This is a genomic window from Phreatobacter cathodiphilus (assembly GCF_003008515.1).
GTDB classification, from domain to species: Bacteria; Pseudomonadota; Alphaproteobacteria; order Rhizobiales; family Phreatobacteraceae; genus Phreatobacter; species Phreatobacter cathodiphilus.
The window spans coordinates 1,708,461-1,735,302 of record NZ_CP027668.1 but is presented as its reverse complement, the minus strand read 5'-3'; the positions used below and the strand labels follow the sequence as shown (position 1 = coordinate 1,735,302).

27 protein-coding genes are annotated in these 26,842 nt (G+C 69.7%); 8 read left to right on the top strand and 19 right to left on the bottom strand.

Annotation, left to right across the window (positions count from 1 at the left end):
• The first annotated feature begins 2 nt into the window (after nucleotides 1-2).
• The gene (locus C6569_RS08490) at nucleotides 3-1,001 is read left to right on the top strand and encodes an efflux RND transporter periplasmic adaptor subunit (protein ID WP_106748434.1); all 999 of its coding nucleotides are present in this window, start codon (nucleotides 3-5) and stop codon (nucleotides 999-1,001) included.
• Nucleotides 998-4,231, top strand: a complete 3,234-nt coding sequence (locus C6569_RS08485) for an efflux RND transporter permease subunit (protein WP_106748433.1) — start codon at nucleotides 998-1,000, stop codon at nucleotides 4,229-4,231. The genes C6569_RS08490 and C6569_RS08485 overlap by 4 nt, the downstream gene beginning before the upstream one ends.
• Before the next feature lie 45 nt (nucleotides 4,232-4,276).
• On the opposite strand, the gene C6569_RS08480 is transcribed toward C6569_RS08485, so the two are convergent.
• The 9 genes from C6569_RS08480 to soxY all read right to left on the bottom strand — a co-directional run bounded on the left by C6569_RS08480 (nucleotide 4,277) and on the right by soxY (nucleotide 11,614).
• Nucleotides 4,277-4,750, bottom strand: a complete 474-nt coding sequence (locus C6569_RS08480; RefSeq protein WP_245898272.1) for a c-type cytochrome — start codon at nucleotides 4,748-4,750, stop codon at nucleotides 4,277-4,279.
• Between the two features lie 84 nt (nucleotides 4,751-4,834).
• On the bottom strand, nucleotides 4,835-6,109 hold the full coding sequence (locus C6569_RS08475) for an NAD(P)/FAD-dependent oxidoreductase (RefSeq protein WP_106748432.1): 1,275 nt from the start codon (nucleotides 6,107-6,109) through the stop codon (nucleotides 4,835-4,837).
• A gap of 55 nt (nucleotides 6,110-6,164) precedes the next feature.
• Nucleotides 6,165-6,674 (bottom strand): DsrE family protein, encoded by a 510-nt coding sequence (locus C6569_RS08470; RefSeq protein WP_106748431.1) that lies wholly within the window; start codon nucleotides 6,672-6,674, stop codon nucleotides 6,165-6,167.
• Nucleotides 6,675-6,700: 26 nt separating this feature from the next.
• Nucleotides 6,701-7,030, bottom strand: coding sequence for a c-type cytochrome (locus C6569_RS08465; RefSeq protein ID WP_106748430.1), 330 nt, complete (start codon nucleotides 7,028-7,030; stop codon nucleotides 6,701-6,703).
• On the bottom strand, nucleotides 7,027-7,740 hold the full coding sequence (locus C6569_RS08460) for a c-type cytochrome (protein WP_106748429.1): 714 nt from the start codon (nucleotides 7,738-7,740) through the stop codon (nucleotides 7,027-7,029). The genes C6569_RS08465 and C6569_RS08460 overlap by 4 nt, the downstream gene beginning before the upstream one ends.
• Entirely contained in the window at nucleotides 7,724-9,019 is a 1,296-nt protein-coding gene (soxC, locus tag C6569_RS08455) for a sulfite dehydrogenase (RefSeq protein WP_425440713.1), read from the bottom strand. Before soxC ends, C6569_RS08460 begins: the two co-directional genes overlap by 17 nt.
• Nucleotides 9,020-9,048: 29 nt before the next feature.
• Nucleotides 9,049-10,746, bottom strand: coding sequence for a thiosulfohydrolase SoxB (gene soxB, locus C6569_RS08450; RefSeq protein WP_106748428.1), 1,698 nt, complete (start codon nucleotides 10,744-10,746; stop codon nucleotides 9,049-9,051).
• A 59-nt stretch (nucleotides 10,747-10,805) separates the two neighbouring features.
• Nucleotides 10,806-11,135: a thiosulfate oxidation carrier complex protein SoxZ gene (gene soxZ, locus C6569_RS08445; protein WP_106748427.1), complete on the bottom strand. Its 330-nt coding sequence runs from the start codon at nucleotides 11,133-11,135 to the stop codon at nucleotides 10,806-10,808.
• 14 nt (nucleotides 11,136-11,149) lie between these two features.
• The gene (gene soxY / locus C6569_RS08440; RefSeq protein ID WP_106748426.1) at nucleotides 11,150-11,614 is read right to left on the bottom strand and encodes a thiosulfate oxidation carrier protein SoxY; all 465 of its coding nucleotides are present in this window, start codon (nucleotides 11,612-11,614) and stop codon (nucleotides 11,150-11,152) included.
• Between the two features lie 205 nt (nucleotides 11,615-11,819).
• Between soxY and soxA the strand changes: the two genes are divergently transcribed.
• The 5 genes from soxA to C6569_RS08415 are packed head-to-tail and all read left to right on the top strand — an operon-like array spanning nucleotide 11,820 to nucleotide 15,258.
• Complete coding sequence (gene soxA, locus C6569_RS08435) at nucleotides 11,820-12,641, top strand: sulfur oxidation c-type cytochrome SoxA (protein WP_106748425.1); 822 nt, start codon at nucleotides 11,820-11,822, stop codon at nucleotides 12,639-12,641.
• Between the two features lie 12 nt (nucleotides 12,642-12,653).
• On the top strand, nucleotides 12,654-13,295 hold the full coding sequence (gene soxX / locus C6569_RS08430) for a sulfur oxidation c-type cytochrome SoxX (protein ID WP_106748424.1): 642 nt from the start codon (nucleotides 12,654-12,656) through the stop codon (nucleotides 13,293-13,295).
• Between the two features lie 10 nt (nucleotides 13,296-13,305).
• Nucleotides 13,306-13,710, top strand: a complete 405-nt coding sequence (locus C6569_RS08425; RefSeq protein WP_106748423.1) for a thioredoxin domain-containing protein — start codon at nucleotides 13,306-13,308, stop codon at nucleotides 13,708-13,710.
• Nucleotides 13,707-14,108 carry an ArsR/SmtB family transcription factor gene (locus tag C6569_RS08420; RefSeq protein ID WP_106748422.1) on the top strand — a complete coding sequence of 134 codons (402 nt, stop codon included), beginning with the start codon at nucleotides 13,707-13,709 and terminating at the stop codon, nucleotides 14,106-14,108. Before C6569_RS08425 ends, C6569_RS08420 begins: the two co-directional genes overlap by 4 nt.
• Nucleotides 14,109-14,148: 40 nt before the next feature.
• A complete protein-coding gene (locus tag C6569_RS08415) occupies nucleotides 14,149-15,258 on the top strand; it encodes a YeeE/YedE family protein (RefSeq protein WP_106748421.1) in 1,110 nt (369 codons plus the stop codon).
• Nucleotides 15,259-15,262: 4 nt separating this feature from the next.
• On the opposite strand, the gene C6569_RS08410 is transcribed toward C6569_RS08415, so the two are convergent.
• From C6569_RS08410 to C6569_RS08365, 10 genes are all read right to left on the bottom strand, one after another.
• On the bottom strand, nucleotides 15,263-16,171 hold the full coding sequence (locus tag C6569_RS08410) for an MBL fold metallo-hydrolase (RefSeq protein ID WP_106748420.1): 909 nt from the start codon (nucleotides 16,169-16,171) through the stop codon (nucleotides 15,263-15,265).
• A gap of 73 nt (nucleotides 16,172-16,244) precedes the next feature.
• The gene (locus C6569_RS08405) at nucleotides 16,245-17,111 is read right to left on the bottom strand and encodes an ABC transporter permease (RefSeq protein WP_106748419.1); all 867 of its coding nucleotides are present in this window, start codon (nucleotides 17,109-17,111) and stop codon (nucleotides 16,245-16,247) included.
• The gene (locus C6569_RS08400; protein WP_181313957.1) at nucleotides 17,108-18,043 is read right to left on the bottom strand and encodes an ABC transporter permease; all 936 of its coding nucleotides are present in this window, start codon (nucleotides 18,041-18,043) and stop codon (nucleotides 17,108-17,110) included. The genes C6569_RS08405 and C6569_RS08400 overlap by 4 nt, the downstream gene beginning before the upstream one ends.
• Entirely contained in the window at nucleotides 18,043-19,029 is a 987-nt protein-coding gene (locus C6569_RS08395; RefSeq protein ID WP_106748418.1) for an ABC transporter ATP-binding protein, read from the bottom strand. The genes C6569_RS08400 and C6569_RS08395 overlap by 1 nt, the downstream gene beginning before the upstream one ends.
• Complete coding sequence (locus C6569_RS08390) at nucleotides 19,026-20,072, bottom strand: ABC transporter ATP-binding protein (protein WP_106748417.1); 1,047 nt, start codon at nucleotides 20,070-20,072, stop codon at nucleotides 19,026-19,028. Before C6569_RS08390 ends, C6569_RS08395 begins: the two co-directional genes overlap by 4 nt.
• A gap of 6 nt (nucleotides 20,073-20,078) precedes the next feature.
• Complete coding sequence (locus tag C6569_RS08385; RefSeq protein ID WP_106748416.1) at nucleotides 20,079-21,644, bottom strand: ABC transporter substrate-binding protein; 1,566 nt, start codon at nucleotides 21,642-21,644, stop codon at nucleotides 20,079-20,081.
• 67 nt (nucleotides 21,645-21,711) lie between these two features.
• Entirely contained in the window at nucleotides 21,712-23,349 is a 1,638-nt protein-coding gene (locus C6569_RS08380; protein ID WP_106750958.1) for an ABC transporter substrate-binding protein, read from the bottom strand.
• A gap of 151 nt (nucleotides 23,350-23,500) precedes the next feature.
• Nucleotides 23,501-24,316, bottom strand: coding sequence for a sugar phosphate isomerase/epimerase family protein (locus C6569_RS08375; protein ID WP_106750957.1), 816 nt, complete (start codon nucleotides 24,314-24,316; stop codon nucleotides 23,501-23,503).
• Between the two features lie 124 nt (nucleotides 24,317-24,440).
• Nucleotides 24,441-25,223, bottom strand: a complete 783-nt coding sequence (locus C6569_RS08370; protein WP_106748415.1) for an SDR family NAD(P)-dependent oxidoreductase — start codon at nucleotides 25,221-25,223, stop codon at nucleotides 24,441-24,443.
• A gap of 80 nt (nucleotides 25,224-25,303) precedes the next feature.
• A complete protein-coding gene (locus C6569_RS08365; protein ID WP_106748414.1) occupies nucleotides 25,304-25,840 on the bottom strand; it encodes a VUT family protein in 537 nt (178 codons plus the stop codon).
• Nucleotides 25,841-25,975: 135 nt separating this feature from the next.
• Here C6569_RS08365 and C6569_RS08360 point away from each other — a divergent pair, with 135 nt between their 5' ends.
• Nucleotides 25,976-26,842 (top strand): phosphatase PAP2 family protein, encoded by an 867-nt coding sequence (locus C6569_RS08360; protein WP_106748413.1) that lies wholly within the window; start codon nucleotides 25,976-25,978, stop codon nucleotides 26,840-26,842.

Genomic DNA, 26,842 nt, shown 5'->3' with positions numbered 1-26,842 from the left:
CGATGCGCGCGCGTCAACCTGCTGTTGCCGGCCTTCTGGGCCTGGCCGTTCTCCTGTCCCTCGCCCCCGGGGCGAAGGCCGCCGAAGAGGTGGTCCAGCCCGTGGCGGTGGTGGACAGCAAGGCCGTCTACGGGCGGATCGAGAGCCGGTTCGTCGTGCCGGCCCGCTCGCGCATCGGCGGCGTCCTTGTCGATCTCGACGTCACCGAGGGTTCGGTGGTGGAGGCGGGGCGGCCGATCGCCCGCGTCGCGGACGAGAAGCTCGTGCTGCAGATGAACGCCGCCGACGCGCGCATCCGTGCCGCCGCCTCGCAGTTGGACAACGCCCGGGTCGAGTTTGATCGCACGGCGGCTCTGCTCGCCCGTGGCGCCGCCACCCAGCAACGCCTCGACCAGTTGCGGATGCAGGTGGACGTGGTGACCAATCAGATGAACCAGGCCGAGGCCGAGAAGGCCGTCATCCTCCAGCAGGCGACGGAAGGCACCGTCGTCGCGCCGGCCGCCGGGCGGGTGCTGACGGTTCCGATCCGCCGTGGCTCGGTAGTGCTGGCGGGCGAGCAGGTGGCCACCATCGCCGGCGGCGGCCTGTTCCTGCGCCTCGCCATCCCCGAGCGCCATGCGCCGCTGCTCACCGTGGGCGCCGTCGTGGAGATCGGCGAAGGCGCGGCGCAAGCAGGCCGTCCGTCCCGCGGCAAGATCGAGAAGGTCTATCCGCAGATCGAATCCGGCCGCGTCATCGCCGATGTCGCGGTGGAGGGCCTTTCCGACCGGTTCGTCGGCGAGCGCGTGCTGGTGCGCGTGCCCGTCGCCACGCGGCAGGTGCTCGCCGTGCCGGAGGCGGCGCTGACGTTGCGCGCCGGCATCGATTTCGTCCGCATCGCAACGTCTCAGGGGGAGCGCGACGTCGCCGTCGTCATCGGCGCGCTCGTCGAGACTCCGACCGGGACCCGCCGCGAGATATTGACCGGGCTGCGGCCCGGAGACCGGGTGATCCTGCCGTGACCGAGACGCCGAAACTGGGCATTGCCGGCGCGCTGACCCGCGCCTTCATCACTTCGCCGCTGACGCCGCTCTTCCTGCTCGCCTCGCTGGTGCTCGGGATGGTGGCGCTGGTGACGCTGCCGCGCGAGGAAGAGCCGCAGATCTCCGTGCCCATGGTCGACATCCACGTGCGGGCCGACGGCCTCAAGGCGGAGGATGCGGTCAAGCTCGTCACCGAGCCGCTGGAGACGTTGGTCAAGTCGATCAACGGGGTCGAGCACGTCTATTCGACGACCCGCGACGACGGCACGCTGGTCACCGCGCGCTTCCTCGTGGGAACCTCGTCGGATGCGGCGATCCTGCGCGTCCACGAGAAGGTGCGCGCCAATCTCGACAGGCTGCCGACGGGCATTCCAGAGCCGCTGATCGTCGGCCGCGGCATCGACGACGTCGCCATCATGGTGCTGACGCTCGCCGCCAGGCCGGGAGCCGTAGACCGCTGGAGCGCCAACGACCTCACCCGCGTCGCCCGCGAGCTGCAGGTGGCGATCTCCCGGCTCGACAATATCGGCCTGACCTATCTGGTGGGACAGCAGCCCGAGGAAATCCGCGTCGAGCCCGATCCCGAACTGCTCGCCCGCGCCGGCCTGACGCTGCAGGCCCTCGCGGCCAAGGTGGAAGCGGCGAACCGCGCCTTCTCGGCCGCGACCATCCGAGACGGAAACCGGCAGATCGGCCTCGTCGCCGGCCAGACCCTCGGCGGCCTGCCGGAGATCGGCAATCTGCTCGTCACCACCCGCGACGGCCGTGCGGTCTATGTGCGCGACGTCGCCCGCATCACGCTGGCGACCGAGACGGCGGAGACCCGCGTCTCCCATCTGTCGCGCAACGGCGAGGGCGGTTTCGACCGGGCGCCCGCCGTCTCCCTCGCCATCGCCAAGCGGGCGGGCGCCAATGCCGTCACCGTCGCCCACGACATCCTCGCCGCGGTGAAGCGCGCCGAAGGCACCGTGGTGCCGGGCGACCTGGCCGTGCATGTGACGCGCGACTACGGCGAGACGGCCAACGAGAAGGCGAACGAGCTCCTGTTCCACCTCGCCCTGGCGACCGTCTCCATCGTCCTGCTGGTGTGGCTCGCCATCGGCTGGCGCGAGGCGCTGGTCGTGGCGATCGTCATTCCGGTGACGATCCTGCTGACGCTCTTCGCCGCGCGGATCATGGGCTACACGTTGAACCGCGTCAGTCTCTTCGCGCTGATCTTCTCCATCGGCATCCTCGTCGACGACGCCATCGTCGTCATCGAGAACATCGCCCGCCACTGGGCGATGAAGGACGGCCGCTCGCGCGCGCAGGCGGCGATCGACGCCGTGGGCGAGGTCGGCAATCCGACCATCGTCGCGACGCTGACCGTGGTGGCGGCGCTGCTGCCCATGCTCTTCGTCTCGGGCATGATGGGGCCCTATATGAGCCCGATCCCCGCCAATGCCTCGGCGGCGATGGTCTTCTCCTTCTTCGTCGCCGTCATGGTGACGCCGTGGCTGATGCTGAAGTTCGGCAAGGCCCATGGCGGGCACGAGACCGTCCATGGCGGCCATGGCGGGGATGACGGCGGACCGTTGGGTCGGGCCTACCGCCGGGCGGCGGCTCCCATTCTCGCCTCCAAGGCCCGCGCCTGGATGTTCCTCGTCCTCGTCGGGGTCGCGACGCTCGGTTCCATGGCGCTGTTCTATACCCAGCACGTCACGGTGAAGCTGCTGCCCTTCGACAACAAGTCCGAGCTCGGCGTGGTCGTCGACCTGCCGCGCGGCGCATCGGTGGAGGAGACCGATCGGCTGCTGCAGGAGATGGCGGCGCGCCTCGCGCCCATGGCGGAGATCGCCTCGATCCAGAGCCATGCCGGCACGGCCGCGCCGTTCAACTTCAACGGGCTGGTGCGCCATTCCTACCTGCGCAGCGAGCCGCAGATGGGCGACCTGCAGCTCAACCTCGTGGCGAAGGATAGGCGCAAGCGCGACAGCCACGCCATCGCCCTCGAGGTGCGCGAGCGGCTGCGGGGGATCGCCGTGCCGCCGCTGACGGCGGTGAAGGTGGTCGAGCCGCCGCCGGGACCGCCGGTCATGGCGACGCTGCTCGCCGAGATCTACGGGCCCGACGCCGAGACGCGCCGGCAGGTGGCGCGCAAGGTGCGGGAGGCCTTCGCCGCGGTGCCCTTCATCGTCGACGTGGACGACAGTTTCGGCACGGCCGCCGAGCGCGTGCGGCTCACCGTCGCCGACGACGCCCTCGACTTCCACCGCGTCGAACAGTCCGACGTCTTCTCCACCATCCGCATGCTCTATGGCGGCACCACGGTCGGCTATTCGCATCGGGGCGGCGGCCGCCAGCCCATCCCGATCCGGCTCGCGCCGGCGAAGAGCGGCCTCGTCGTCGACGAGCGGGCGCTGGCGACGCCCGTACCGGCCAACATCCTACCCGGCGATCGGTCGGTTGTGGAGCTCGGAGACGTGGTGCGGATGACCCGCGAGACCACCTCCCTGCCGGTCTATCGCCGCAACGGCCGCGCCGCCGAAATGGTGACGGCCGAGCTCGCGGGCGCCTTCGAGGCGCCGCTCTACGGCATGATTGCGGTGCAGCGGGCCATCGAGGCGGCGGACTGGGGGGCGGTGCCGAAACCTGCCGTCGCGCTCAACGGCCAGCCGGTCGACACCACGAAGCCGGTCCTGCTGTGGGACGGCGAATGGGAGGTGACCTGGGTGACCTTCCGCGACATGGGCGCCGCCTTCATGGTGGCACTGCTCGCCATCTACATCCTCGTCGTGATGCAGTTCGGCTCGTTCAAGCTGCCGCTGGTGATCCTGACGCCGATCCCGCTGACCTTCATCGGCATCCTGATCGGGCACTGGCTGTTCGGCGCGCCGTTCTCGGCGACATCGATGATCGGCTTCATCGCGCTCGCAGGCATCATCGTGCGCAACTCGATCCTGCTGGTCGACTTCATCCGCCACGCCCGCACACCGGGCCGGCAGCTGACGGAGGTGCTGCTGGAGGCGGGAGCCATCCGCTTCAAGCCGATCCTGCTGACGGCGCTGGCGGCGATGATCGGTGCGGTGACGATCCTCACCGACCCGATCTTCCAGGGGCTGGCGATCTCGCTGCTGTTCGGCCTGGCGTCGTCGACGCTGCTGACCGTGCTGGTGATCCCGGCCATCTATGTGGTGCTGCGGGGAGGCCATGCGGCGAAGCCGGCCTGACGCGGCCGGCCCACACTCCGCCGCCGGGGTGCGGGCCGCTGCGGCTTACTGGGCGCGCTTGCCCTCGGCGTCGAACTGCCGGAGGTAGGCGATGAGGTCGGCGATCTGGTTCTCGCTGCGGATGCCGGCGAAGACCATGCGCGTGCCCGGCGTCACCTCGCGGGGGTTGCGGATATAGACGGCGAAGTTCTCGGGTGACCAGACCTTCTCGGCGACGGCCGGCGTCTTGTAGGCCGGGGAATAGTTGAAGCCCGCCACGCTGCCGGCCTTGCGACCGAACAGCCCGTTGAGCTGCGGACCGACGACGTTGCGGGCCGTCGGGCCGACCTGGTGGCAGGCGCGGCACTGGGCGAAGACCCGCTCGCCGGCCGCCGGGTCGCCGGCCGCGGGAGCGGCCGCAGGAGCCGCCGCCGCGGGAGCGGCCGGGGCAGTGGCGGGAGGCGTCGGCGCGGGGGCCTGGGCCATGAGGGGAGACAGCATGGAGGCCGTGGCGACGAGCGCGGCGATGGCGATGCGCATGACAGGGGTCCTTCGGGGTGGGAACTCGGCGGATGGCGGCGACCGCCACCCGCTCGCTTGAAACGCGGCGCAGGGCCGGCCGGTTCAGGTGAACATGTCGGCGGTGATGCCGGCGTACCAACCCATGTTCTCCTCCTGGGTCTGCTTGCGCAGTTCGGCAGTCTCCCCGGTCTTGGAGATGAAGGTCTCCACGGCGGTGATCTTGCCGTCCTTGGCTTCATAGCGGCCGCCGACCTTCACGGTGTCGTCGGTCTCGATGAGGCTCCAGCAGGTGTTGGCGTAGCGGGCCGGGAAGGTCCGTGCGCCGGCGAGCTCGCCGCGCACCATCAGCGCCGCGACCTTCGCCTGGCTGTTGGCGGAGAAGCCGGATTTCGGCATGTCGCCGGCGATGCAGGCGTCGCCGAGGATGTAGATGCTGGTATCGTTCGCCGACTTCATGCTGGCGGGGTCGATGGGGCAGAAGCCCGAGCCGTTGGCGAGGCCGGCGTCGCGGGCGACGGCACCCGCCATCTGTGCCGGGATGACGTTGACGAGAGCCACCTTCTCGTAGGTCTCGAAACCGGTGACGACGGTGTTGGTCTTCGGATCCACCGACTTGATGCCGTCGTGGACCTTCGGGCCGATCCACTCGACCATGCCGGGATAGTGCTTCTCCCAGCCCTCCTGGAAGAGGCCCTGCTTGGAAAAGCTCTCCTTGGGGTCGAGGACGATGATCTTGGCCCGTGTCCGGCCCGAGGCCTTCAGCACATGGGCCATCATCGAGACGCGCTCGTAGGGGCCCGGCGGGCAGCGATAGGGGTTGGGCGGAGCGATCATGACAACGACCCCACCGTCCGGCACCGCGTCGAGCCGCGCCTTGAGGAGCTGGGTCTGGGGGCCCGCCCGCCAGGCATGGGGCATGGCCTCCTCGTGCTCACGGCCCCAGCCCGGGACGGAGTCGTATTTCAGGTCGATACCCGGCGACAGGACGAGCCGCTCATAGCCGAGGCGGGAACCGTCGGCGAGGACGACCTCCTTCTTCTCCCGGTCCACGCGCGTCGCCATCTGATGGTTCATGCGGAAGCCGTTGGCCGCCGAGACCTTGTCGTAGCCGTGGGTGATGGATTCGAAGCTGCGATAGCCGCCGAGATAAAGGTTGGAGTGGAAGCAGGTGGTGAACTGGCGCTGCGGCTCAACCAGAACCACGTCGATGGCGTTGCGGGCGTCCTTGGCGATGTATTTGGCCGCGGTGACGCCGCCGGGGCCACCGCCCACCACGACGACGCGCGCCCGCGCCTGGCCGAGAACGGCCGGAGCGCCGAGGGCCACGGCCGCAGCGGCGCCGCCCGCTGCGAGGAATTGCCTGCGATGGATCGTCATTGGTCGTCCTCCCGTGATCGTTCGCGGCCGGTTGGCCCGGCCTTGCGGCGGAACTCTAGCCGATTTTCAGATAGGCGAAGCCCTTCGCCTGCAGCGCCGCGACGGTGGCGACGCCCGAAGGCACGAAGCTGATGAAATCGGCCTTCCTCACCTTGGAGCGGTCGAGATTGAGGCGCTGGAAGGTGATGTCGCACAGATGCACCTTCAGGCCGTTCTTGGCCTGCAGGGCCACGCGGTCGAAGATCTGCGGCACCATGGCCTCGTCCCGCCAGCTCGTGCCCTCGAGGGTCTCGAGGAAGAACTTCACACCGGCGCCGTGGGCGACGACGACGAGCTGGATGGCGAAGGGGTCGGCGCCGTAGGCGGAGAAGTGGTTGCCGATATTGGTCAGCATCTGCACGAAGCGCGGCGGGTCGCCGAAATCGCAATGGTAGAGGCAGGCGACGTCCGCCTCCTTCTTCAGATCGGAGAACTGCAGCATGGGCGTCGCGCCCGCCGGCGCGGTGGCCGCGGCGGTGGCGAGTGCCGCCCCGCCGATGAGGATCCTGCGGTCGATGTCGGGCATCACGTCCTCCGCCTTGCTCGCTGGGGTCAGTTCTGCGGCTTGAGGCCGCCGAAATAGGCGGCGAGGGCCGCCACCTCCTCGGGAGAGAGGCGCGAGGCCATGGCCTGCATGACCTGGTTCTCGCGCTCGCGGCGCCGATAGCTCTCCATCAGCGCCACGAAGGCGTCTTCCGGCAGGCCGATGATGGCGGGGATGCCGCCGACCTGCCGGCCCGAGAGCTGGTGGCAGGTGACGCATTCGGCCGACAGATATTCGCCGAGCGCGGGGTCGCCCGCATGCGCCGGGCCCGCCGTCCCGACAGCGGCCGCCGCAAGGGCGAGCCAGGCCAGCGCGGGGGATCGCCAGCGCCTCGTCATTCGACCCTCGGCCCGCTCCGCCCTTCGGGCGTCACGTCGATGACACGGGCGCGGCCGGTGACCCGCGGCGGCGTCGGCCGGCAATCGCTCATGCAGGGATTGGGGTTCCAGAAGGCGCGCTCGCTGGTCTCGCGGTCGTCGTCGTAGAAGCCGCCGACATTGGGCATGGGGATGGAGGTGAAGTTCTCCCGCGTCAGCTCGAAGCTCTCCGGCACCAGGTCGTTGAGGAACATGATGTAGGCGGTGAGGGCGTAGACCTCGTCGTTGGAGAGCGACTGGGCGTTGCCGTAGGGCATGGCACGGCGGACGTAGTCGAAGGTGGTGGAGAGATAGGGCCAGAAGGAGCCGAGGGTCTTTTCCGGGTTCTCGCCCTTCAGCGAGCCGCGGCCGCCGGCGAGGACCGGCCAGCGTCCGGCGCCCTCGCCGAATTCGCCGTGGCAGGCGGCGCACTGGGTTTGGAAGATGTCCTCGCCCTGTTTGACGCTGCCGCGGCCGGGGGGAAGACCCTGGCCATCCGGGCGCACGGCGATGGACCAGGCCGCGACCTCGGCCGGGTGGGCCTCGCGGCCGAGCCCGGTCTTGGCGGGTTGCGCCGCGGCGGGGACAGCGGCGGGGGCGGCCGCCGGCCGCTGCTGGGCGAGACCCATGCCGGCCCACGCGAGGCCGGCGAGCAGCGTCGCGCCCGCGAGGAGCTCAGCCGATCTCGACATTTTCGGTCTCCCCGTTGGCGTGCACCAGCCAGGTCTGGATGCCGTTGTTGTGGTAGATGGAGTTGACGCCGCGCACCTTGCGCAATTCGTCCTTGGTCGGCTGAACGTAGCCGGTTTCGTCGATGGCGCGGGACTGGATCATCATCTCCTGGCCGTTCCAGTCGAAGTCGACATAGAAGCGGGTCAGCGACATCGGCAGGACCGGCCCGTCGATGCGGGCGCTGCGCCAGTTGCGGCCGCCGTCGAGCGAGACGTCGACGCGGCTGATGCGGCCGCGGCCCGACCAGGCGAGGCCGGAGAGGACGTTCGGGCCCTTGTGCTTCAGCGGTGCCTGGGGGGAGGGGTTCGTCACCACCGATTTCGCATCCATGACGAAGGTGAAGCGGCGCGAGCGGCCGTCGGCGAGGAGGTCGGTGTATTTCGACGTCTCCTCCCGCTGGTGCCAGGGCTGGTCGCCGACCTCGATGCGGCGCAGCCACTTGACCCACATGTTGCCTTCCCAGCCGGGAACGACGAGGCGGACCGGATAGCCCTGTTCGGGACGCAGGGCCTCGCCGTTCATCGACCAGACGACGAGGCAGTCCTTCAGGCCCTTCTCGAGAGGGATCGAGCGGGTCATGCCGGAGGAGTCGGCCCCCTCCGCCAGGAGCCACTTCGCATTCGTCCTGACGCCGGCCTCGTCCAAGAGGGTCTTCAGGGGAATGCCGGTGTACCAGACGTTGTGGACCATGCCGTGGGTGAACTGGCAGCCGTTGAGCTGGGCGCCGCGCCATTCCATGCCGGAATTGGCGGCGCATTCGAGGAAATAGGCGTGGTTCTGCCGGCCGGGGAAGCGCTTGAGGTCCTCGACCGTGAAGACCATGGGCTTGTCGACGAGGCCGTTGATCATCAGCCGGTGCTTGCCCGGCTCGATCTCGGCGATGCCGCCGTGGTGGCGCTCGAAGCACAGGCCCGAGGGCGTGATGATGCCGTCGAGCTCGTGCAGCGGCGTGAAGTTGACCGAGGATTCGCGGCTCGCCGTCAGCCATTCGACGTCGCGGCGCACGACGTGCTTCTCGTACTGCGAGGGCGAGCCGTAGGGACGGGCCTGGACGCCGTCGCCGAGCGTGCGCGCCCAGTCCTGCACGGTGGTGATGAGCGGGTCGGGAGCGGCGGGCGGGGCGGCCCTCAGGCCGGTTGCCGTGGCGGCGAGGCCGGCGCCGGCGAGGCCGGCCGCTCCGAGAAAGCCTCGCCTGTCGAGCCGCGTCGTCTCGCGCGGCGTCATGCCGGTATCCGTCATGGCGGTCTCCTGGGGGATCGTGATCCTCGTCATGCGCCGCTGACCTTCACGGCGGAGTTGGGTTCGATTCGGATGGTCTTGTGGCGCGCGACATGGGCCTTGACCACGTCCCAGATCGGCGGGCCCTGGGTGCCCTGGTTGACGCTCGCCCAGCCGGCGACCGTGTAGGCCTTCGAGGCCTCCAGCGGACGCCCGGTCTTCAACAGCGTGAGGTCGGAGATGCGCCGACCCATGGGGGCCGAGACGTCGATGGCATAGCCGACACCGCCGACTCGAACCATGTCGCCGCCGCCCTGGAAGTAGGGGTCGGGGTGGAAGATGTTGTCGGCGATGTCTTCGAGGATCTCCTTGAGCTGGCCGCCGGTCATCTCCATCCGGTAGCAGGCCGGGTAGGTGATGGCTGTGGCGTTGGAGATGGCCTCGAAGGTGATGGGATCGCCGGGCAGGAGCGTTCCGCCCCAGCGGAAGCCGGGGGTCAGCGCGATCTCGGCGTCGCGCTCGGCGAGCATGGCCTCGGCGATCAGGTCGTCGAAGGTGCCGTTGAAATTGCCCCGCCGGTAGAGAAGGCTGTCGGTGCGGCCGATCTCCTCGGCGAGGGCGCCGGCGAAGGGCTTGCGGATCGTCTCGACCAGGCCGGCCATGGTGGCGTCGGGCCGGATGGCGTCGGAGAAGACCGGCAAAAGCTTGTAGCGATAGCCGGCCACCTTCTTGTCGCGGATATCGAGGTCGAGGCGCGAGACGAATTTTCCGTGCGAGCCGGTGGCGACGAGGATCGTCCGGCCGGCCGTCACCACGCCCGGCATGGCGTCGTGCGTATGGGCGGTGAGGATGACGTCAATCCCGTTGACGCGGGTCGCGAGCTTGGCGTCGACGTCGAAACCGTTGTGCGAGAGGAGCACGACCACGTCGGCGCCCTCGGCGCGTGCCTCGTCGACCTGTTTCTGGACGTCCTCCTCGCGCAGGCCGAACTCCCATTTGGGGATCATCCAGCGGGGATTGGCGATCGGCGTCCGCGGGAAGGCCTGGCCGATGACGGCGATCCTCGCGCCCCCCTTTTCGAAGACCTTGCGCGGCTCGAAGACCGGCTCCTGCCATTCGTTGTCGCGGATGTTCTGGGCGAGGAAGGCGGCCTTGGACGTCTCCGCCAGCTCCTTCACGCGGTCCTCGCCATAGGTGAACTCCCAATGCGAGGCCATGGCCTCGACGCCGAGGGCGTTCATCACCTGGACCATGTCGTCGCCGCGCGTCTGCAGCGCCGTCCACGAGCCCTGCCAGGTATCGCCGCCGTCGAGCAGCAGCACCTTGTCCGCGCCGCGCTCGGCCCGGACGGCGGAGACGAGGCGCGCCACCCGGTCCATGCCGCCCATGCGGCCATAGGTGCGGGCGAGTTGGGTGAAGTCATCGGCGGTGAGGGCGTGGGCCTCGGCGGTGCCGTTGGCGACCTTGAAGAAGTCGCGGAAGGCCTGGTCGGTGAGGTGGGGCGGCTTGCCCTTGGCGGGGCCGACCCCGAGGTTGATGGAGGGCTCGCGGAAATGCAGCGGCACGAGCTGGGCGTGGATGTCGGTGACGTGCAGGATGGTCACCTGGCCCAGCGGCTCGAAACGGAGGATGTCCGCTTCCGTCAGGCGCTGCTGGGCGGCGGCGCGACCGAGCGGACCCAGCCCCGAGGCCGTGGCCAGGGCATGGGCAGCCGCCGTCGCATGCAGGAAGTGCCTGCGCGAGATCATGGGGTGTCCTGTCGCTCGAAGGAGGCGGTGCGGGCGCGCCGGGCGCGCCCGGCCCTGGTCTAGCTGACGGTGATGCGGCTGGTGGCCGTGTACTCGGAGCCGTCGTCGTCCTTCCAGACCATCTTCAGCTCGCCGCTCTCGGACGGTTTGAAGAAGAAGGACTGATAGGGATTGGCCGAGATGGAGGCGTGCCAGTCGGCGTCGAAGACAGGCTTGCCGTTGAAGGTCGCGGTGAAGCGGTTGATGATCTTGCGCGGGATCGGCTTGCCGTCCTGGCCGCGGCGCTGGCCGCTCTCCATCTCGTGGGAGATGAGGGTCTTCACCTCGACGGTGTCGCCGGCCTTGATGGTGCCGGGAACGCGGACGCGGGGAGTGGGTCTCGTCGACATGGCTCTATCCTCCCTCAGCCGCCGCAGCCGCCGATGGTGACCTTCACCTCGGCCTTGGTGGTGAACAGCGATCCGTCCGACATCTCGGCGACCGCGACGATGTTTTGCGTCTGCGCGAGGCGCATGCGGGTGGAGGCGGAAGCCCGGCCCGACAGCGGCGAGAAGCGGAAGGTGAAGACGCCGGGCAGGGGGTTGCCGTCGGCGAAGACGTGCACCGCCTTGACGTAGTTCTGCTCGGTCATCGGGCTCTCGACGTCGACGGTGATGGGCACGACGAGGCCGTTCTCGGCGATCTGCGGCACGTCCAGCTTCACCCGGCCCTCGGCCATGGTCTTGCCGTCGTACAGCTTCTTGATCTCGGCCTCGACCGCCTTGGCGTCGGCCCTGGAGAGGCTCGGCGCGATGACGGAAGCCGCGGCCGCGAGGGCCGCCATGCGCAACACGCTGCGTCTCGTCCGGCAGACGATTGGACCCGCCATGGGGACCTCCTTCGTGGTTTCCAAACCCGACGATTCTCTCTTGGAACCGTTCGATCTTCTTCTTGACGCCGCAGGTCCATGCCTGCAAGCTTCGATATATAGGAATATAGTTTTTCGTGAATGTAAAGCGCGAAAGACGACGCTTGCCGGATCGCTCCGCCAGAGAGCGACCGCTGAGGACACCAAGGAGACTACCATGGGTCGAATGAGGGGGATACGTGCCCTCGTCGCGGCGGCGGTGACCTGTGCCGGCATGGCCGGCGCGCTGGCGCAGACGCAGGACGAGAGCGAACGCGAGATCGAGCGCTACCGCGCCATGATCAACGATCCGATGGCCAATCCCGGCTATCTCGCGGTGGATCGGGGCGAGGTGCTGTGGTCGCAGGCGCGGGGGACAAAGGCGGTCTCGCTCGAGACCTGCGACCTCGGGGAGGGGCCGGGCAAGCTCGAGGGCGCCTATGCCCGGCTGCCGCGCTATTTCGCCGACGCCGACCGGGTGATGGATCTCGAACAGCGCCTGCTCTGGTGCATGGACAAGATCCAGGGGCTGGACACGGCCGACGTCGTGCGGCGCCGGTTCTCCGGTCCGGGGCGGGCCTCCGACATGGAGGACCTCGTCGCGTTTATCGCCAACAAGTCCAACGGCCTGCGGATAGAACCTCAGAGTTCACATCCGCGCGAACGGGAGATGACGGCCATGGGGGAGGCGATGTTCTACCGTCGCGCCGGCGTGATGGATTTCTCCTGCGCCACCTGCCATGCCGAGCCCGGCAAGCGCATCCGCCTGCAGGGCCTCCCGGATTTCTCGACGCCCGGCAAACAGGCGCAGGAGACCATGGGGTCCTGGCCGACCTACCGCGTCTCCCAGAGCGCTCTGAGGACCATGCAGCATCGTCTGTGGGACTGTTTCCGCCAGCAGCGCTGGCCGGAACCGGCCTATGCGTCGGACGGCCTGACGGCTCTTCAGATGTTCCTCAATGTCCAGGCGGCGGGCGGTGAGATCACCGTTCCCTCCATCAAGCGCTGACCGGAGGGTCCCATGGTCTCGTTCCCATCGCACCTCGTCCGTGCCGTCGCCCTGGTCGCCTGCGGCCTGGTGCTCGTCGTCACCCCCGCCGCCACCCAGGACCGGCCCGCCGCCGATCCCGCCAGGGTCGATGCCCTCATCGGCGCCATGTTCCAGCGCGTCTCGCCGGAATGGCGCGCGCGCACCGAGCTCGACCCGACACAGCGGACCTGCACGGATCGGCGCAACCAGGTCTCGGCCGCCGAGGCGGACGCGATCCAGGCGCGCGAGCGCGCCTCCGTCGTCCTGCCGCCCGACGGCAATTTCCTCGGCGACTGGCGCAAGGGCTTTCAAGTCGCCAACAACGGCCGCGGCTTCCAGTTCTCCGACCCGGCCGGGACGGTCGCAGGCGGCAATTGCTACGCCTGCCACCAGATGGACCCGAAGGAGGTCAGCTACGGCACGCTGGGGCCGAGCCTCGCCGGCTACGGGCGGGATCGGAACTACGATCCGGAGCTGATCCGCGACGTCTATATCAAGATCTTCAACGCCCAGGCGGTGGTCGCCTGTTCGAACATGCCGCGCTTCGGCTCATCGAAGGTTCTGACCATCGATCAGATCAAGGACGTGCTGGCCTATCTCTTCGACCGCCAGTCGCCGGTCAACCAGCCCTGAGAGCCAGCCCATGCGCCTGATCCGACGGCTGGTGCTGCTCGCATGTCTCGGTCTGGCGCCCAGCCAGCCCGCGGCGGCCCTGGAGCTGCTGATGTTCGAGCGGTCCGGCTGTCCCTGGTGCCTGCGCTGGACCCGTGAGGTGGCGCCGGCCTACCAGGCCTCGGAGGAGGGGCGCCTCGCCCCCCTCCGGCGCATCAACATCGACAGGGGCCAGCCCCAGGGGCTGGGCCTCGCCATGCCGGTCCATTACTCGCCGACCTTCGTCCTCGTCGACGAGGGACGCGAGATCGGACGTTTGATCGGCTACATTGACGCGTCGACCTTCTGGGGCTTGTTGACGAAGATGGTTCGCGATCATCGCGAACGGTCGGGCCCGGCGGAAGCGCCGAAGCCGCCGCAGGGAAGACCAGGATGACAGAGACGATCGTTCCCAAGTCGATCGAGGACGCGCTGCGCGACGGGGAGGAGTACTCCGTCGAGCTCGAGCAGCTCATGCGCAATGCCCGGGACGCCAGCGATTTCCTCAAGGCGCTGGCCCACGAGAGCCGGCTGCTGCTGCTGTGCCTGATCGCCGAGAAGGAGCGCTCGGTGGGCGAACTGGAGACGATCCTCTCGCTGCGTCAGCCGACGGTCTCCCAGCAACTGGCGCGCCTGCGCTTCGACGGCTTCGTCACCACCCGCCGCGACGGGACCACGATCTATTACAGCCTCGCCAACGACAATGTCCGGCAGGTCATCCGCGTCGTGTACGATATCTTCTGCAGCGGCGGCCCGACGGCCGCCCTGTGCCGACCCGGAACACCGGGCGCTTGAAGACCGAGGGAGCGCTCCGCCGCTCCCCGAGGGAGGACGGATGCAGGGGCTTACGGCCATCACCGTCGGGCTGATCGGGCTCGCCGTGGGTTTTGCCTGCGGATTCACGGTGCAGAGGGCGCGGCTGTGCACCTTCGGCGCGGTGGAGGACGCGCTGGTCGGCGGCAACTGGCGCCGTCTGAAGGCCTTCGGCCTGTCGCTCGCCCTGGCGATCCTCGGCGCCCAGGCCCTCGTCGCCGTCTTCGGCTTCGACCTCGGCACCACGACCTATGTGCCCGCCCGCATCGCGCTGGCCGGCACGCTCGTCGGCGCGATCCTCTTCGGCCTCGGCATGGCGTTGGTCGGCACCTGCGCCTTCGGCTCGCTGGTGCGGCTCGGCACCGGCGATCTGCGCAGCCTGGTGACGCTGCTGGTCTTCGCGGTCTTCGCCTATGCTGTGCTGCGCGGGGTCCTGGCGGGCGTGCGCATCGACACGGTAGAGGCGGTGGCGCTCTCCCTTCCGGCGGGAACCACCGGCGCCTATCCCGATCTGCTGGCCCTTTGGCTGGGCCCGTTCGCGCGCCATCTCGCCGGCCCGCTGGTCGCGGTCCTCCTCCTCGCGGTGGCGCTGCGCGATCAGCGTCTGCGCCGGTCGCCGCGCCTCCTCACCGCCGCCGTCGTCCTCGGTCTCGGCGTCGTCGTCGGCTGGGCGGTGACCGGCCCGCTGGCCGACCCCTTCGCCAGCGAGATCCGCGTGCAGAGCCTGACCTTCGTCGCGCCGGTGGCCAGGGCTTTCTTCGCGCTGGCGACGGGGGAGGGAATGCTGCTCGATTTCGGAGTCATGAGCGTCTTCGGGGTGGTTGCGGGCGCGGCGGCCGCGGCCTTCCTGGCGCGCGAATTCCGCTGGGAGGCCTTCGACGACCAGCGCGAGATGCGCCGCCACCTCGCCGGGGCGGCCCTGATGGGGGCCGGCGGGGTTCTCGCCGGCGGCTGTACCATCGGACAGGGGCTCACCGCCGGTTCGCTCCTCGCCGTCTCCTGGCCGGTGGCGGTGGCCGGCATGGTGGTGGGTGCGCGGATCGGCATCGCGATCCTGCTGGAGGGCTCGCCCCTGGAATGGCTGCGGGCGCTGACCCGCCGCGGCGACGGGCAGCGCTCGCCCGCCGAGTGAGGCGTCAGGCCGCCGGCAGGAAGCGGAAGGCGGTGCCGCTCGTCTCGACCCGGCCGAGCCCGCCGCGCGGCAGATGATAGGCCGCGAAGGCCAGTTTCTCCGAGGCGAGCTTGCCGAGCAGCCGCCGGCGGCTGGTGGCGGCCGTGGTGCCGTCCTGGTCGAACCCGGTGCTCCAGTCCGGCCGGGCGAAGGAGAGGACGGGATGGGTGAAGGCGTCGCCCACAACCACGAAGGGGTCGCCGCCGAGCCTCACCTCGAAGGAGACATGACCGGGCGTATGGCCCTTCGTGTCGACGGCGGCGATGCCGGGGACCACCTCGTCGCCGGGTTTGAAGCGCTTGAGCTGCGGCTCCAGCGCCTTGAGCACCCGCTGTGCGCCGGCGGCGAACGCGTGGCGGTCCTCCGGCAGGCGCCCGTAGACCCCGGGGTCGAACCAGAAGTCCCATTCCGCCTGGGCGATGTGATAGGTCGCGTTCGGACAGGCCGGGGTGTCGAACTCGTCGAGCGCGCCCCACAGGTGGTCCGGGTGAGCGTGGGTGAAGAGCACGTGCTTGACCCTGGCGGGGTCCATGCCGGCGCGCTCCATGGAGTCGGGCAGGCGGCCGGTGGTCGGCAGGAAGTTGCGTCCGGCTCCCGTGTCGAACATGACGAGGTCCTCGCCGGTCCGCAGCACCGGGACGTTGAGGGCGTTGGTCACCTCTTCCGTCGGCAGGCCCGCCGCCGTCAGCAGGCCGTTGACCTCCTCGCGCGGGGCGTCGCGCGCCAGCATGCTGCCGGGCAGGGTGATGGTGCCGTCGGTGAGCACGGCGAGCTCCGACGCGCCGAGCCGCGCGCTCGCCACCTGCGCACGGGACGGACCGGCCGCCGCGACGGCGGCCGAGGCGGCGATCAGGGTGCGTCGTGTGAGCTGCATGGCGTCCTCCCGTGGTTTTGCCACAGGCTAGCGGATCGACCATGCATTCGCATATGGAAATATGTGCGGTGTCCTAGCGCAGGGTCGGATCGAGCCGGTCGCGCAGCCAGTCGCCGAGGATGGAGACGGCGAGCGTGGTGAGCACGATGGTCGTGGCCGGCGCCAGCATGATCCAGGGGGCGCGGGTGATGTATTCGCGCCCGTAGCCGACCATGTTGCCGAGGCTGGTCATCGGCGGCTGCACGCCGAGGCCGAGGAAGGAGAGGCCGCTTTCGAGCAGGATCACCTCCGGAAAGACCAGGGTCATGGAGACGATCAGCGTCGAGGCGATGTTGGGGAGGATGTGCTTCAGGTAGACCCGCGTCGGCGCCGCGCCGAGCTGCGTCACGGCCGAGGCATAGCCCTGCGCACTGGCGGAAATGGCGAGGCCGCGGGCGATGCGGGCATAGCGCTCCCAGCCGAAGAGACCCATCAGGCCGATGAGCAGCGGCAGTGACGAACCGAAGAACGCGAGCACGGCGAGCGCCATGATGAGGAAGGGCATGCTGGCCTGGAAATCGGCAAGCATGAGCACGACCTGTTCGACGAACCCGCGGAAATAGGCAGCGAGGAAGCCGAGCGTCGTGCCGATCACCGCCGACATGATGCTGGCGCCGAAGGCGATCAGCAGCGAGATGCGGATGGAGACGATGAGGCGCGAGAGCACGTCGCGGCCGAGCTCGTCCGTCCCGAGCCAGTGCAGGGAGTGGCCGGGCGCCACGAGGCGGTTGCGCAGGTTCGGCGCGGTGTAGGAATAGGGGCTGATGAGGTCCGCCAGCAGTGCCACGGCGATCATGCCGACGAGCCAGGCGATCGCGAGCCAGACGAGGGGCGGGATGCCGCCTGGCGCCCGCGTCAGGCCGCTGCGCGGCGGGGCGGCGGCGAGGGTCTGGTCGGTCATGAGGCGCTCCGCGCGCCCGACTGGCGCAGGCGCGGATCGAGGAAGCCGTAGAGGAGGTCGACCACCAGGTTGGAGACGACCATGGTGGCGGCGACCAGCAGCAGGATGCATTGGACCACGGCGAGGTCCCGGTTCGACACCGCGACGACCAGCAGGCGGCCGACGCCCGGCCAGGAGAAGACGCTCTCGACCACCACGGCGCCGGCGATCAGCGAACCGACCATGAAGCCGATGATGGTGACGGTGGGGATGGTGGCGTTGGGCAGGGCATGGCCGATGACGACCCGCCGCCACGGCACGCCCTTGGCGCTCGCGGTCCGCACATAGGGCTGGCCGAGCACCTCCAGCATGGCGCTGCGGGTGAATCGGGCGAGGACCGCCGCACCGCCGATGCCGAGAGTGACGATGGGCAGGATGGCGTGGCGCCAGCTGTCCTGGCCTCCTGAAGGCAGCCAGCCGAGCTGGACGGCGAAGACGAGGACGAGCACCAGTCCGAGGACGAAACTCGGCACGGTGAAGCCGGCGACCGAGAGCAGCATGACCAGCCGGTCGGCGAGGCTGCCGCGGCGGAGGGCGGCGAAGATGCCGGCGGGGATGCCGATGCCGATCTTGAGGGCGAGGGCGGGGAGGGTCAGCGCGAGGGTGGCGGGGATGCGCTCGGCGACGAGCTCGATGGCGGCGCGCCCGTCGCGCATGGAGCGGCCGAGTTCACCCTGGGCGATGGCGGCGAAATAGCTGAAATATTGCTGCCAGAGCGGCTCGTCGACGCCCCAGGCCTTGCGGAAGGCGGCGATGGCCTCGGGCGCCGATTCCGGCCCCAGGATGATCAGGGCAGGGTCGCCGGAGAGGCGCAGCACGACGAAGGCGAAGGTGACCACCAGCGCGATGGTGACGAAGGCCCTGAGCAGGCGCAGGGCGAAGAAGCGCAGCATCAGGCGGCCTCGCGGGTCTGGTGGGCGCCTTCGACGAGGTGGCAGGCGACGCGCCGCCCGCCGTCCAGTGTCCGCAGCACGGGGCTCTCGCTGCGGCAACGGTCGACCGCGAGGGGGCAGCGCGGATGAAAGGCACAGCCGGGCGGGCGCTGGGCGGGATTGGGCGGCTCCCCCGTCAGCACGATCCGCTCGCTCTTCGCCCCCGGCGCCGGTGCGGCGGAGACGAGGGCGCGGGTGTAGGGATGGCGGGGCGCGGCGAAGAGGTCGTCGGCATCGCCCTCCTCGACGAAGCGGCCGAGATACATGACGGCGACGCGTCGGCTGATCTGCCTGACGACCCGGAGGTCGTGGCTGATGAAGAGCATGGCGAGGCGGAATTCCTCCTGCAGGTCGACGAGGAGGTTGACCACCTGGGCCTGGATGGAGACGTCGAGGGCCGACACCGGCTCGTCGCAGACGAGGAACTCAGGCGCGGTCATCAGCGCCCGGGCGAGGACGACGCGCTGGCGCTGGCCGCCGGAGAGCTCGTGCGGATAGCGGCCGGCGAGGTGGGAGGAGAGGCCGACGCGCGAGAGCATGGCGAGAGCCTCGCCCGCGCGCGCCTCGCGGACGCCGCGGCCATGGATGTCGAGCGGCTCGCGCACCTGGTCGAGCACGGTCAGCCGCCGGTCGAGGGCGCCGAGCGGATCCTGGTAGATCATCTGCATGCGGGCCCGCGAGCGGCGCCATTCTCTGGTGAAGGAGGCCGGCATGGGCTCTCCGTCGAAAGTGACGGTGCCTTCGTCCGGCCGTTCGAGGCCGAGCACCATCCGGCCGAGGGTCGACTTGCCCGAGCCGGATTCACCGACGATGCCGAGTGTCTCGCCGGCGGCGATGCGCAGGCTGACCCCGTCCACGGCGCGGACGTCCACCCCGGCGCCGAACAGACCGCGCCGCATCTGGTAGGTCCGCGACAGGGACTTCGCAGTCACGAGGGAGGGGATCATGCGGGCTGGACCTCGATGCCGGCCGGCAGGCCGACGGGAAGCGCCGGCGCCGGCGGCAGGGTTGCGGCCGCCGCATCCGCCCTGAGGCAGGCGACGCGATGGCCCGGCGCCACGGCACCAAGCGCGGGGTCGGCCTCTGCGCAGGAGCGCAGCGCCAGGGCGCAGCGCGGCGCGAAGGCGCAGCCGGTGGGCAGGTGCCGTGGATCGGGCACGATGCCGGGGATGGAGGTCAGCCGCCGGCGCGGGCCCGAGAGGGGGGGAAGCGAGCCGATGAGGCCGCGCGAATAGGGATGGCGCGCCGCCTCGAACAGCCTGTCGGCAGCGGCCTCCTCGACGATGCGGCCGGCATACATGACCGCGACGCGGTCGCAGGTCTCGGCGATGACGCCGAGGTCGTGGCTGATGAGCACGAGGGCCATGGAGAATTCGCGCCGCACGGAGCGCAACAGGTCGAGAATCTGCGCCTGGATGGTGACGTCGAGGGCTGTGGTCGGCTCGTCGGCGACGAGCAGGTCCGGGCGACCGGCCAGCGCCATGGCGATCATCACGCGCTGGTTCTGGCCGCCCGAGAATTCGTGGGGATAGGCGTCGAGCCGACGGCCGGCATCGGGGATGCCGACGAGGTCGAGCAGGCGCTTCGCCTCCGCCCTCAGCGCCGCGCCGGAGAGATCGGTGTGCAGGGCCAGCGCCTCGGCGATCTGGCGGCCGACCTTGAGTACCGGATTGAGGGCGCTCGCCGGGTCCTGGAAGATCATGGCGATGCGACCGCCGCGCACCGTATCGAGCACGGAGGCTGGCGCGCCGACGAGTTCCCGTCCCTCCAGCCGGGCGCTGCCGCCGACGCTCGCCTTGGCCGGCAGCAGGCCGAGCGCGGCGAGCCAGGTGACGGACTTGCCGGAGCCGGATTCGCCGACGAGGCCGACGGCCTCGCCGCGGCCGACCGTCAGGTCGATGCCGCGCAGGGCGGGAACGCCGGCGAAACTCACCCGGAGGTCGGCGAGCTGGACCAGCGGGCCGGCGGGAATGGGGGCAGAGGATGCCATGCCGCGTCAGCCCATGTTCGCTGCGCGGAAGTCCATGTACTCGATCGGATAGGGGTGCCAGGGCACGTCCTTCCGCTTGCCGTAGAACATGGTGAGATCGTGCAGAACGGTGCCTGCGGGGTCCTCGGTGTCGAAGATCTCCAGCATGCGGCGGAAGGCGGCCTTGCGCTCGGCGGTATTAAGGCTGGAGGCGAGCACCGCCGCCTTTTCGTTGAACTCGGCGTTGGACCATTCCTTGTAGACGCGCTGGGTCGGTCCGTTGGGGCCGAAGAGGCGCACCAGCACGCCGGCGGGGTCGTTCCAGAAGATGGTGTTGGACCAGTCGCGGATGCCGCGCCCCTCCGGCGGGTTGACCACGGCGCCGACATTCTCGCGCACTTGGAGGTCGATGCTGAGTCCGACGTTCCGCCACATCTCGACGAGGATCTGCGCCGTCTGCAGTTGCAGCGTGTAGTAGTTGGGCAGGATGCGGTAGGGGATGGGCTGGCCGGCATAGCCCGCCGCCTTGACGAGGGCGCGGGCCTTGTCGGGATCGAAGCCGGGGGCAGGATAGTCCGGCATGTAGAGATCGCCATAGGTCGGGTTCTGGTGGCCGGGCGGGACCGTGGTGCGGCCGCCGTAGAGGGCGTCGACGATGGCCTTGCGGTCTATGGCAAGGCCGAGGGCCTGCCGGATCCGGACGTCGGCGAGAACCGGGTGGTGCTTGTCGTAGGCGAGGACGCGGATGTTCTGGATCGGCCCGCCGGCGATCTCGCAGCCGGACATGGCCTCGACGCTGCGGAAATGGTCGGGTGACAGTTCGGTGATGATGTCCGCCTCGCCGGTGGAGAGGGCGTTGAGCCGGCTCGCCAGTTCCGGCACCACGCGGAAGAGCACCTCCCGCACCGTCGGCGCGCCGCCCCAGTAGGCGTCGTGCGCCTTGAGGAGCAGGTGCTGGTCGACCTTGAACTCGGCGACGGCGAAGGGGCCGGTGCCCACCGGCGCCTTCTCCCAGGCCTCGAAGGCGGGAGCGGCGAGGAAGGCGCGCTTGGAGACGATCTGCCCGGCCCAGCCGGCGAGACGCTGTTCGATCAGCGGATCGGGGGCGCGGGTGACGACACGCACCTGGCGCTGCCCGATCGCCTCGACGCGCTCGATCGTGCCGAGGAAGGGGCGGCTCAGGGCATGTCCCGGTGCCTTTGCGTCAGCAACGCGTTCCGGCCCGAAGGTGAAAGCCACATCCTCTGCGGTGAGAACGTCGCCGTTGTGGAAGCGCACGCCGTCGCGCAGGTCGAGTTCGAGCACGCGCGGTTCGGTCCGCCGCCAGGCCGTGGCGAGGCCCGGCTTCAGCCTGGCGCCGTCGCGGTAGTCGACGGTGATCAGCGTGTCGAAGATGTTGTAGGCGGTGCGGAAGAGGACGTTCGAGACCTCTCGTACGGGTTCGAGGACGCGCGGGCTGACCGGCATGGCCACCGTGACGCGGCGCCCGCCGGCCTGGGCGATCGCCTCTGCGCGGCCGAGCGATGACGCCACAACGGCGAGGCCGGACGCCTTCAGGATCGTGCGGCGGGACAGAGCAGGCGTCTTGGTCATGTAAAGCGATCCTCGTCGACAGGGGAAGGGCCGGCCGGCGAGGGCCGGCCGACCCGTCCGGGCGGCGTCAGGCGCCGTAATTGCCGGGGCGGAAGTCCATGGCGAAGGCGGGCGCGGTCTTCCAACGGATCGCCTTGGGCTTGGCCGTGAAGGTCGCGTTCTGGTGGAGCACCGTGTAGGCCGGGTCCTCGCGCTCGCAGATTTCCAGCATGCGGCGGAAGGACTTGCGGCGCAGCGCGCGGTCGGTGGAGGTCTCCAGCACCTCGCAGAGCTGGTTCATCTCGGCATTGGTCCACTCGCCGATCTGCTGCTGCTGGCCGTTCGGACCGTGCTGGTTGACCAGCGAGGAGACCGGGTCGTTGAAGGGCGCCGAGTTGGACCAGTCGCGGACGGCGCGGGCCGGGCCGCGCTCCATGATCTGGCTCCAGTTCTCCACCGTCTGCATCTGCACGTTGAGCCCGACGGAGCGCCACATCTCCGTGAGGATCTGCGATGTCGGGTTCTGGTTCGTGTAGTAGTTGTTGAGGACACGGTAGGTGATGGGATCGCCCTTGTAGCCGGCCTGGCGGAGCAGATCGCGGGCGATCTTCGGGTCGTAGTCCGGCACCTTCCAGTCGGCGTGGAACATGTCGCCGTAGAACTCCCACTGCAGGCCGGCGGGAACCTTGGTGCGGCCGGCCCAGAGCGAGTCGACGATGGCCTGGCGGTCGATGGCATGGGTGAAGGCGCGGCGCACCAGCGGGTTGGCGAGCTGGGCGTTGTTCTTGTCGAAGACGGTGAGGCGGTGGTTCTGGATCGTGCCGCCCTGCACCTCGAAGGCGGCGTTCTTCTCGACCTCGCCGATCTGGTCCGGCGGGATGTCGCAGGCGAACTGATACTGGCCGGAGAGCAGGCCGGCGACGCGGCTCGCCACTTCCGGCACCTCGACGAAGCGGATGGACTTCAGCGGAGGGCGGCCGCCCCAGTACTCGTCATGGGCGACGAGGAGGAGCGAGGTGTCGGGGCGGAACTCGGCCACTTTGTAGGGACCGGTGGTGATGGGCTTGCGCGCCCAGTCGAGATAGCTCGCGGCCTCTTCCCAGCCGCGCCGGCTCATGATGTCGGAGCCGTAGCGGGACAGGCGCCCTTCCAGCGTCACGTCAGGCGTCGCATTGACGAAGCGGACGGTGTAGCGGTCGACGGCGTCGACGCGCAGCAGGTCCGGCCAGATGCGGCGGGCGGCGGCCGGGACCTCGCCGGGGAGTTCCTTGCCTGGACGCGGCGCCGGGATGTTCTCGAAGGCTTTCAGCGTGGAGCGGTTCTTGGCCTCGGTGTTGCCGAACATGCGCTCGCGCGAGAAGGTGAAGAGCACGTCTTCGGCGGTCATCTCGTCGCCGTTGTGGAACTTGACGCCCTGGCGCAGCTTCAGCTCGACGGTCTGGTCGTCGACGCGGCGCCATTCGGTCGCCAGGCCGGGGCGCGAGGACAGGTCGCCGAGCCAGTCGCGGCCGATCAGCGCCTCCCAGAGCGATGTGAAGAAGATCCGCTCGCCGACATTGGACTGCTCGCGCAGCACGTCGAGGACATTGGAATTGACGATCTTCTGCACCGCGATGGTGATGGCGGGCCGGTTGTCGGCCTGGGCGAGAGCGAAGCGCGGCACCAGCGGCGCGGCGACGGCGGCGCCGCCGAGCAGCAGAACGGAACGTCGGGTGGAGGGGATCAGCATGGTCGCCATGTCCTGGTTTGCGGGGCCGGGTTGGACCGGAGGCGGGGGCGGGACCTGCCGGCCCCCGCGTCTGAGGCGGTCGTCTAGACCTCCGCCGTAACGGCGCCATGACCCGTGGATGACCCCTGCATGACAGGGGCGGCCGGCCTCATCGGGCGAGGCCGAGGCCGATCAGGTGGTCGGCACCGGCGCGGACCAGATCCTTGTTGCGCACCTCGAGAATGAGCCGCGGATTGCTGGACAGGGTGCCGAGGGCGCGGAAGAGCTGCGGCCAGGCGATCGTGCCCTCACCGGGGTTCCAGTGACGGTCGGCATAGCCGTCGGAATCCTGCAGATGCACGTGGTGGAGCATGTCGCCGGCGGCGGTGACGTAATAGTCGACGGGCGGCGCGCCGGTGCTGGTATGAGCGTAGTTGGCGTGGCCGGTATCGATGGAGACCCGCACGGCCGGGCTGTCGAAGGAGCGGGCGAGGGCGACGCGGTCGGCCGGGTCGCAGTCCTCGATGTTCTCGATGACCAGCGTCACGCCCATGTCCTCGGCGCGACGGACGGCCGCCTTGAGCGTGTCGTGGGTTCGCTCGACCACCTTGGCGCGGGCGCCGGGATTGTAGTCGAGATTGTTGTAGTCCCAGGTCGTATAGGGCGAGTGGATGACCATCTGCGTGGCGCCGAGGGCGGCACAGACGTCGAGCCCCTGGTCCATGCGGCGGGCGACGAGCCGGCGCACGTCGGGATCGAGGCTGGCGATGGTGAAGCCCCAGAACGGGCCGTGGATGCCGAGCCGGCCGGTGTGGCCGTCGAGTTCCTTGGAAATGGCCTCGGCCAGCGGCTTCCAGTCGCCGTTCAGGACCTCGGCCCAGAAGAAGTCCTGGACCTCGAGGTCGCGCTGGCTGTCGAGAATCCAGGAGCGGTGCTGGCGCAGGCCTTCGAGCGGAAGGGCGACGCCGAGAACGGGAAGAGACATGGCAGGAATCCGGTGGCTGGCGGCCGTGCGGCCGCGGACCGCATTCTCATCCACCGCCCTGACGACAGCGCGATGACGGGCGGGCTCCTCCGCTCCCTGCCGGGGCGGGGCAATCCGGAGCCGGCTAGAAGATGCTGTAGCCGCCGTCCACCACCAGGGTCTGGCCGGTGACATAGGAGGAGGACCGGCTCATCAGGAAGACGGCGATGCCGCCGAAATCGGCCGGCGTGCCGAAGCGGCGCACGGGAATGCGCGGCGAGACCGCCTTGACGAACCTCTCGTCGGCGAAGGCCCGCGCCGTCATGTCGGTCTCGATCCAGCCCGGCAGGACCGTGTTGACGGTGACGCCGTGCCGCGCGAGGTCCACCGCGATGGCGCGGACGAAGGAATTCACCGCCCCCTTGGAGGCTCCGTAGTGCTCGTTCTGCGCCGCGCCCTCGATGGAGGCGACGGAGGAGGTCGCCACCAACCGGCCGTAGGGGTCGCCGGCCTTGGCGCGCTCGACCATGTGGCGGGCGGCGAGCTGGAAGCAGTGGGCGACGCCCTCGACATTGGCCTCCATGACGCGGCGCCAGTCGTCCATGTCGCGATCGATGAAGGGGCCCTTGGTCCGTCCGGTGATGCCGGCATTGGCGAAGAGGCCGTCGACCCGGCCGAACTCGGCGAGGGTGGCGGAAAAGGCCTCCTCGACGGAGGCGCGGTCGGCGACGTCGCAGAAGCGGGCCGACACCTGGCCGCCGGTCGCCTTCAGCCGGGCGACGGCGGCGGCGTTTTTCTCGGCGTTGCGGCCCCAGATCGAGACGGCGCAGCCGGAGCCGGCCAGCGCCTCCGCCATGCCGAGACCGATGCCGCCGTTGCCGCCAGTGACGACGGCGACGCGTCCGGAGAGATCGAAGAGCGTCGACATGGGGTTTCCTCGCGCGGCTGGGCGGCCATCCGACCCGCCGCCGGGTGCCTCCGTCAATTCGGCCGTGCGGGTGAGCCGCCTCAGCGGGCGGCGAAGGCGTCGGGATCGCGGCGGCGCAGGATCCACAGCACGAGGGTCGCCGCCGCCACCATCCAGACCTTGCCGAGGACGAGGCCGGGCAGGAGGCTCACCGAGCCGAAGGCGAGCCACAGGAAGAGGGTGGAATCGATGACCGTGCCGACGAGGCTGGAGGCCCAGACTGCGGCGATGAGGCGCTTCTTCGCCAGCGGCGTGTAGACGGCGGTGTCGGCGAGCTCGGAGAACAGGAAGGCGGCGGCCGAGGCCAGCGCCAGGGCAGGGGCCGCCACGGCCCAGGAGAGGGCGGCGCCAACGAGAATGCCGGCGAGGGACCACAGCACGCCGAGGCGGCGCTGGACGAGGTCGCGCAGCACCAGGGCGAGGCCAATCATCAGCACGCCGCTCGGCGCCATCAGGCCGAAGCCGACGGGGATGAGGCAAGGGCCGTTCGGCGTGCAGACGGTGCCGGCATGACCGATGAGCCAATTGGCGGCGGGAATGGTGGCAACGAAGCCGGCGAGGGCGAGATAACCGAGCATGGCGGAGGCAATCTGTGGCTGAAGGGCGCTTCCATAGCGCCGTCGCGGCGAAAGGTCACCCCCGCCCGGCCGCATCGGTGCGCTTTTGCGTCGCGGGACCGTGACCGCGGGGCGCGAATGGCCTAAACGGACCGCATGAGCCTGTCGACTTCCGCCTCCACCGGTGACGACGGCCGCGGACTGCGGCGGCGTCTGGACACGTTCGTCGCCACCTTCGCCGGCGCGCTCCGGCGTCTCGTCCGCCCCGCGCGGCCGGGGGCCGCGCCGATGCTGCGCCTCTTCGACAGCGTCGCCGAGCGATTCTGCGCGGGCCTCGTGGCGCTGGCGCTCATTCTCGCAGGGATGGCCTATCTCGATCCCTATTTCCAAGGCGTGCGGGCCTATACGTCCGGCACGACGGCGGTCGTCTGGGAGACGGTGACCGATGTCGGCAAATCCGCCTGGGTGCTGGTCCCGAGTGGTGTCCTGATCCTCCTGATCCTCGCCGTCGCCAGGCCGGTGCGCGGCTTCGCCGACAAGGTCATGCTGGCGCTCGCCGCCAGGCTCGCCTTCGTCTTCATCGCCGTCGGCGGCTCGGGCCTGATCATCACCATCGTCAAGCGCATCATCGCCCGCGGCCGGCCGCGCTATTTCGAGGAATTCGGAGCGCTGCACTTCCAGTTCCCGAGCTGGCAGGCATCCTATGCGAGTTTTCCCTCCGGGCATTCGCAGACGGCCTTCGCCATCGGCATTGCCTTCGCCTGCCTCGTCCCACGCTGGCGCAAGGCCTTCATCGCCGCCGCCGCGGTGGTCGCCTTCAGCCGCATCGCGGTGGACGCGCATTATTTCACCGACATCGTCGTCGGTTCGCTGTGGGGGGCCTGGTTCACCGTGATGACGCGCGACTGGTTCGCGCGCCGCGCCCTGGTCTTCACGCCGGGGCCGGAACGCCGGCCGTTCCCCATGCCGCTGCGCCGGGTGCGACAGGCGCTCGGACGGATCGTCCGGCGCCTCGCCGGCTGA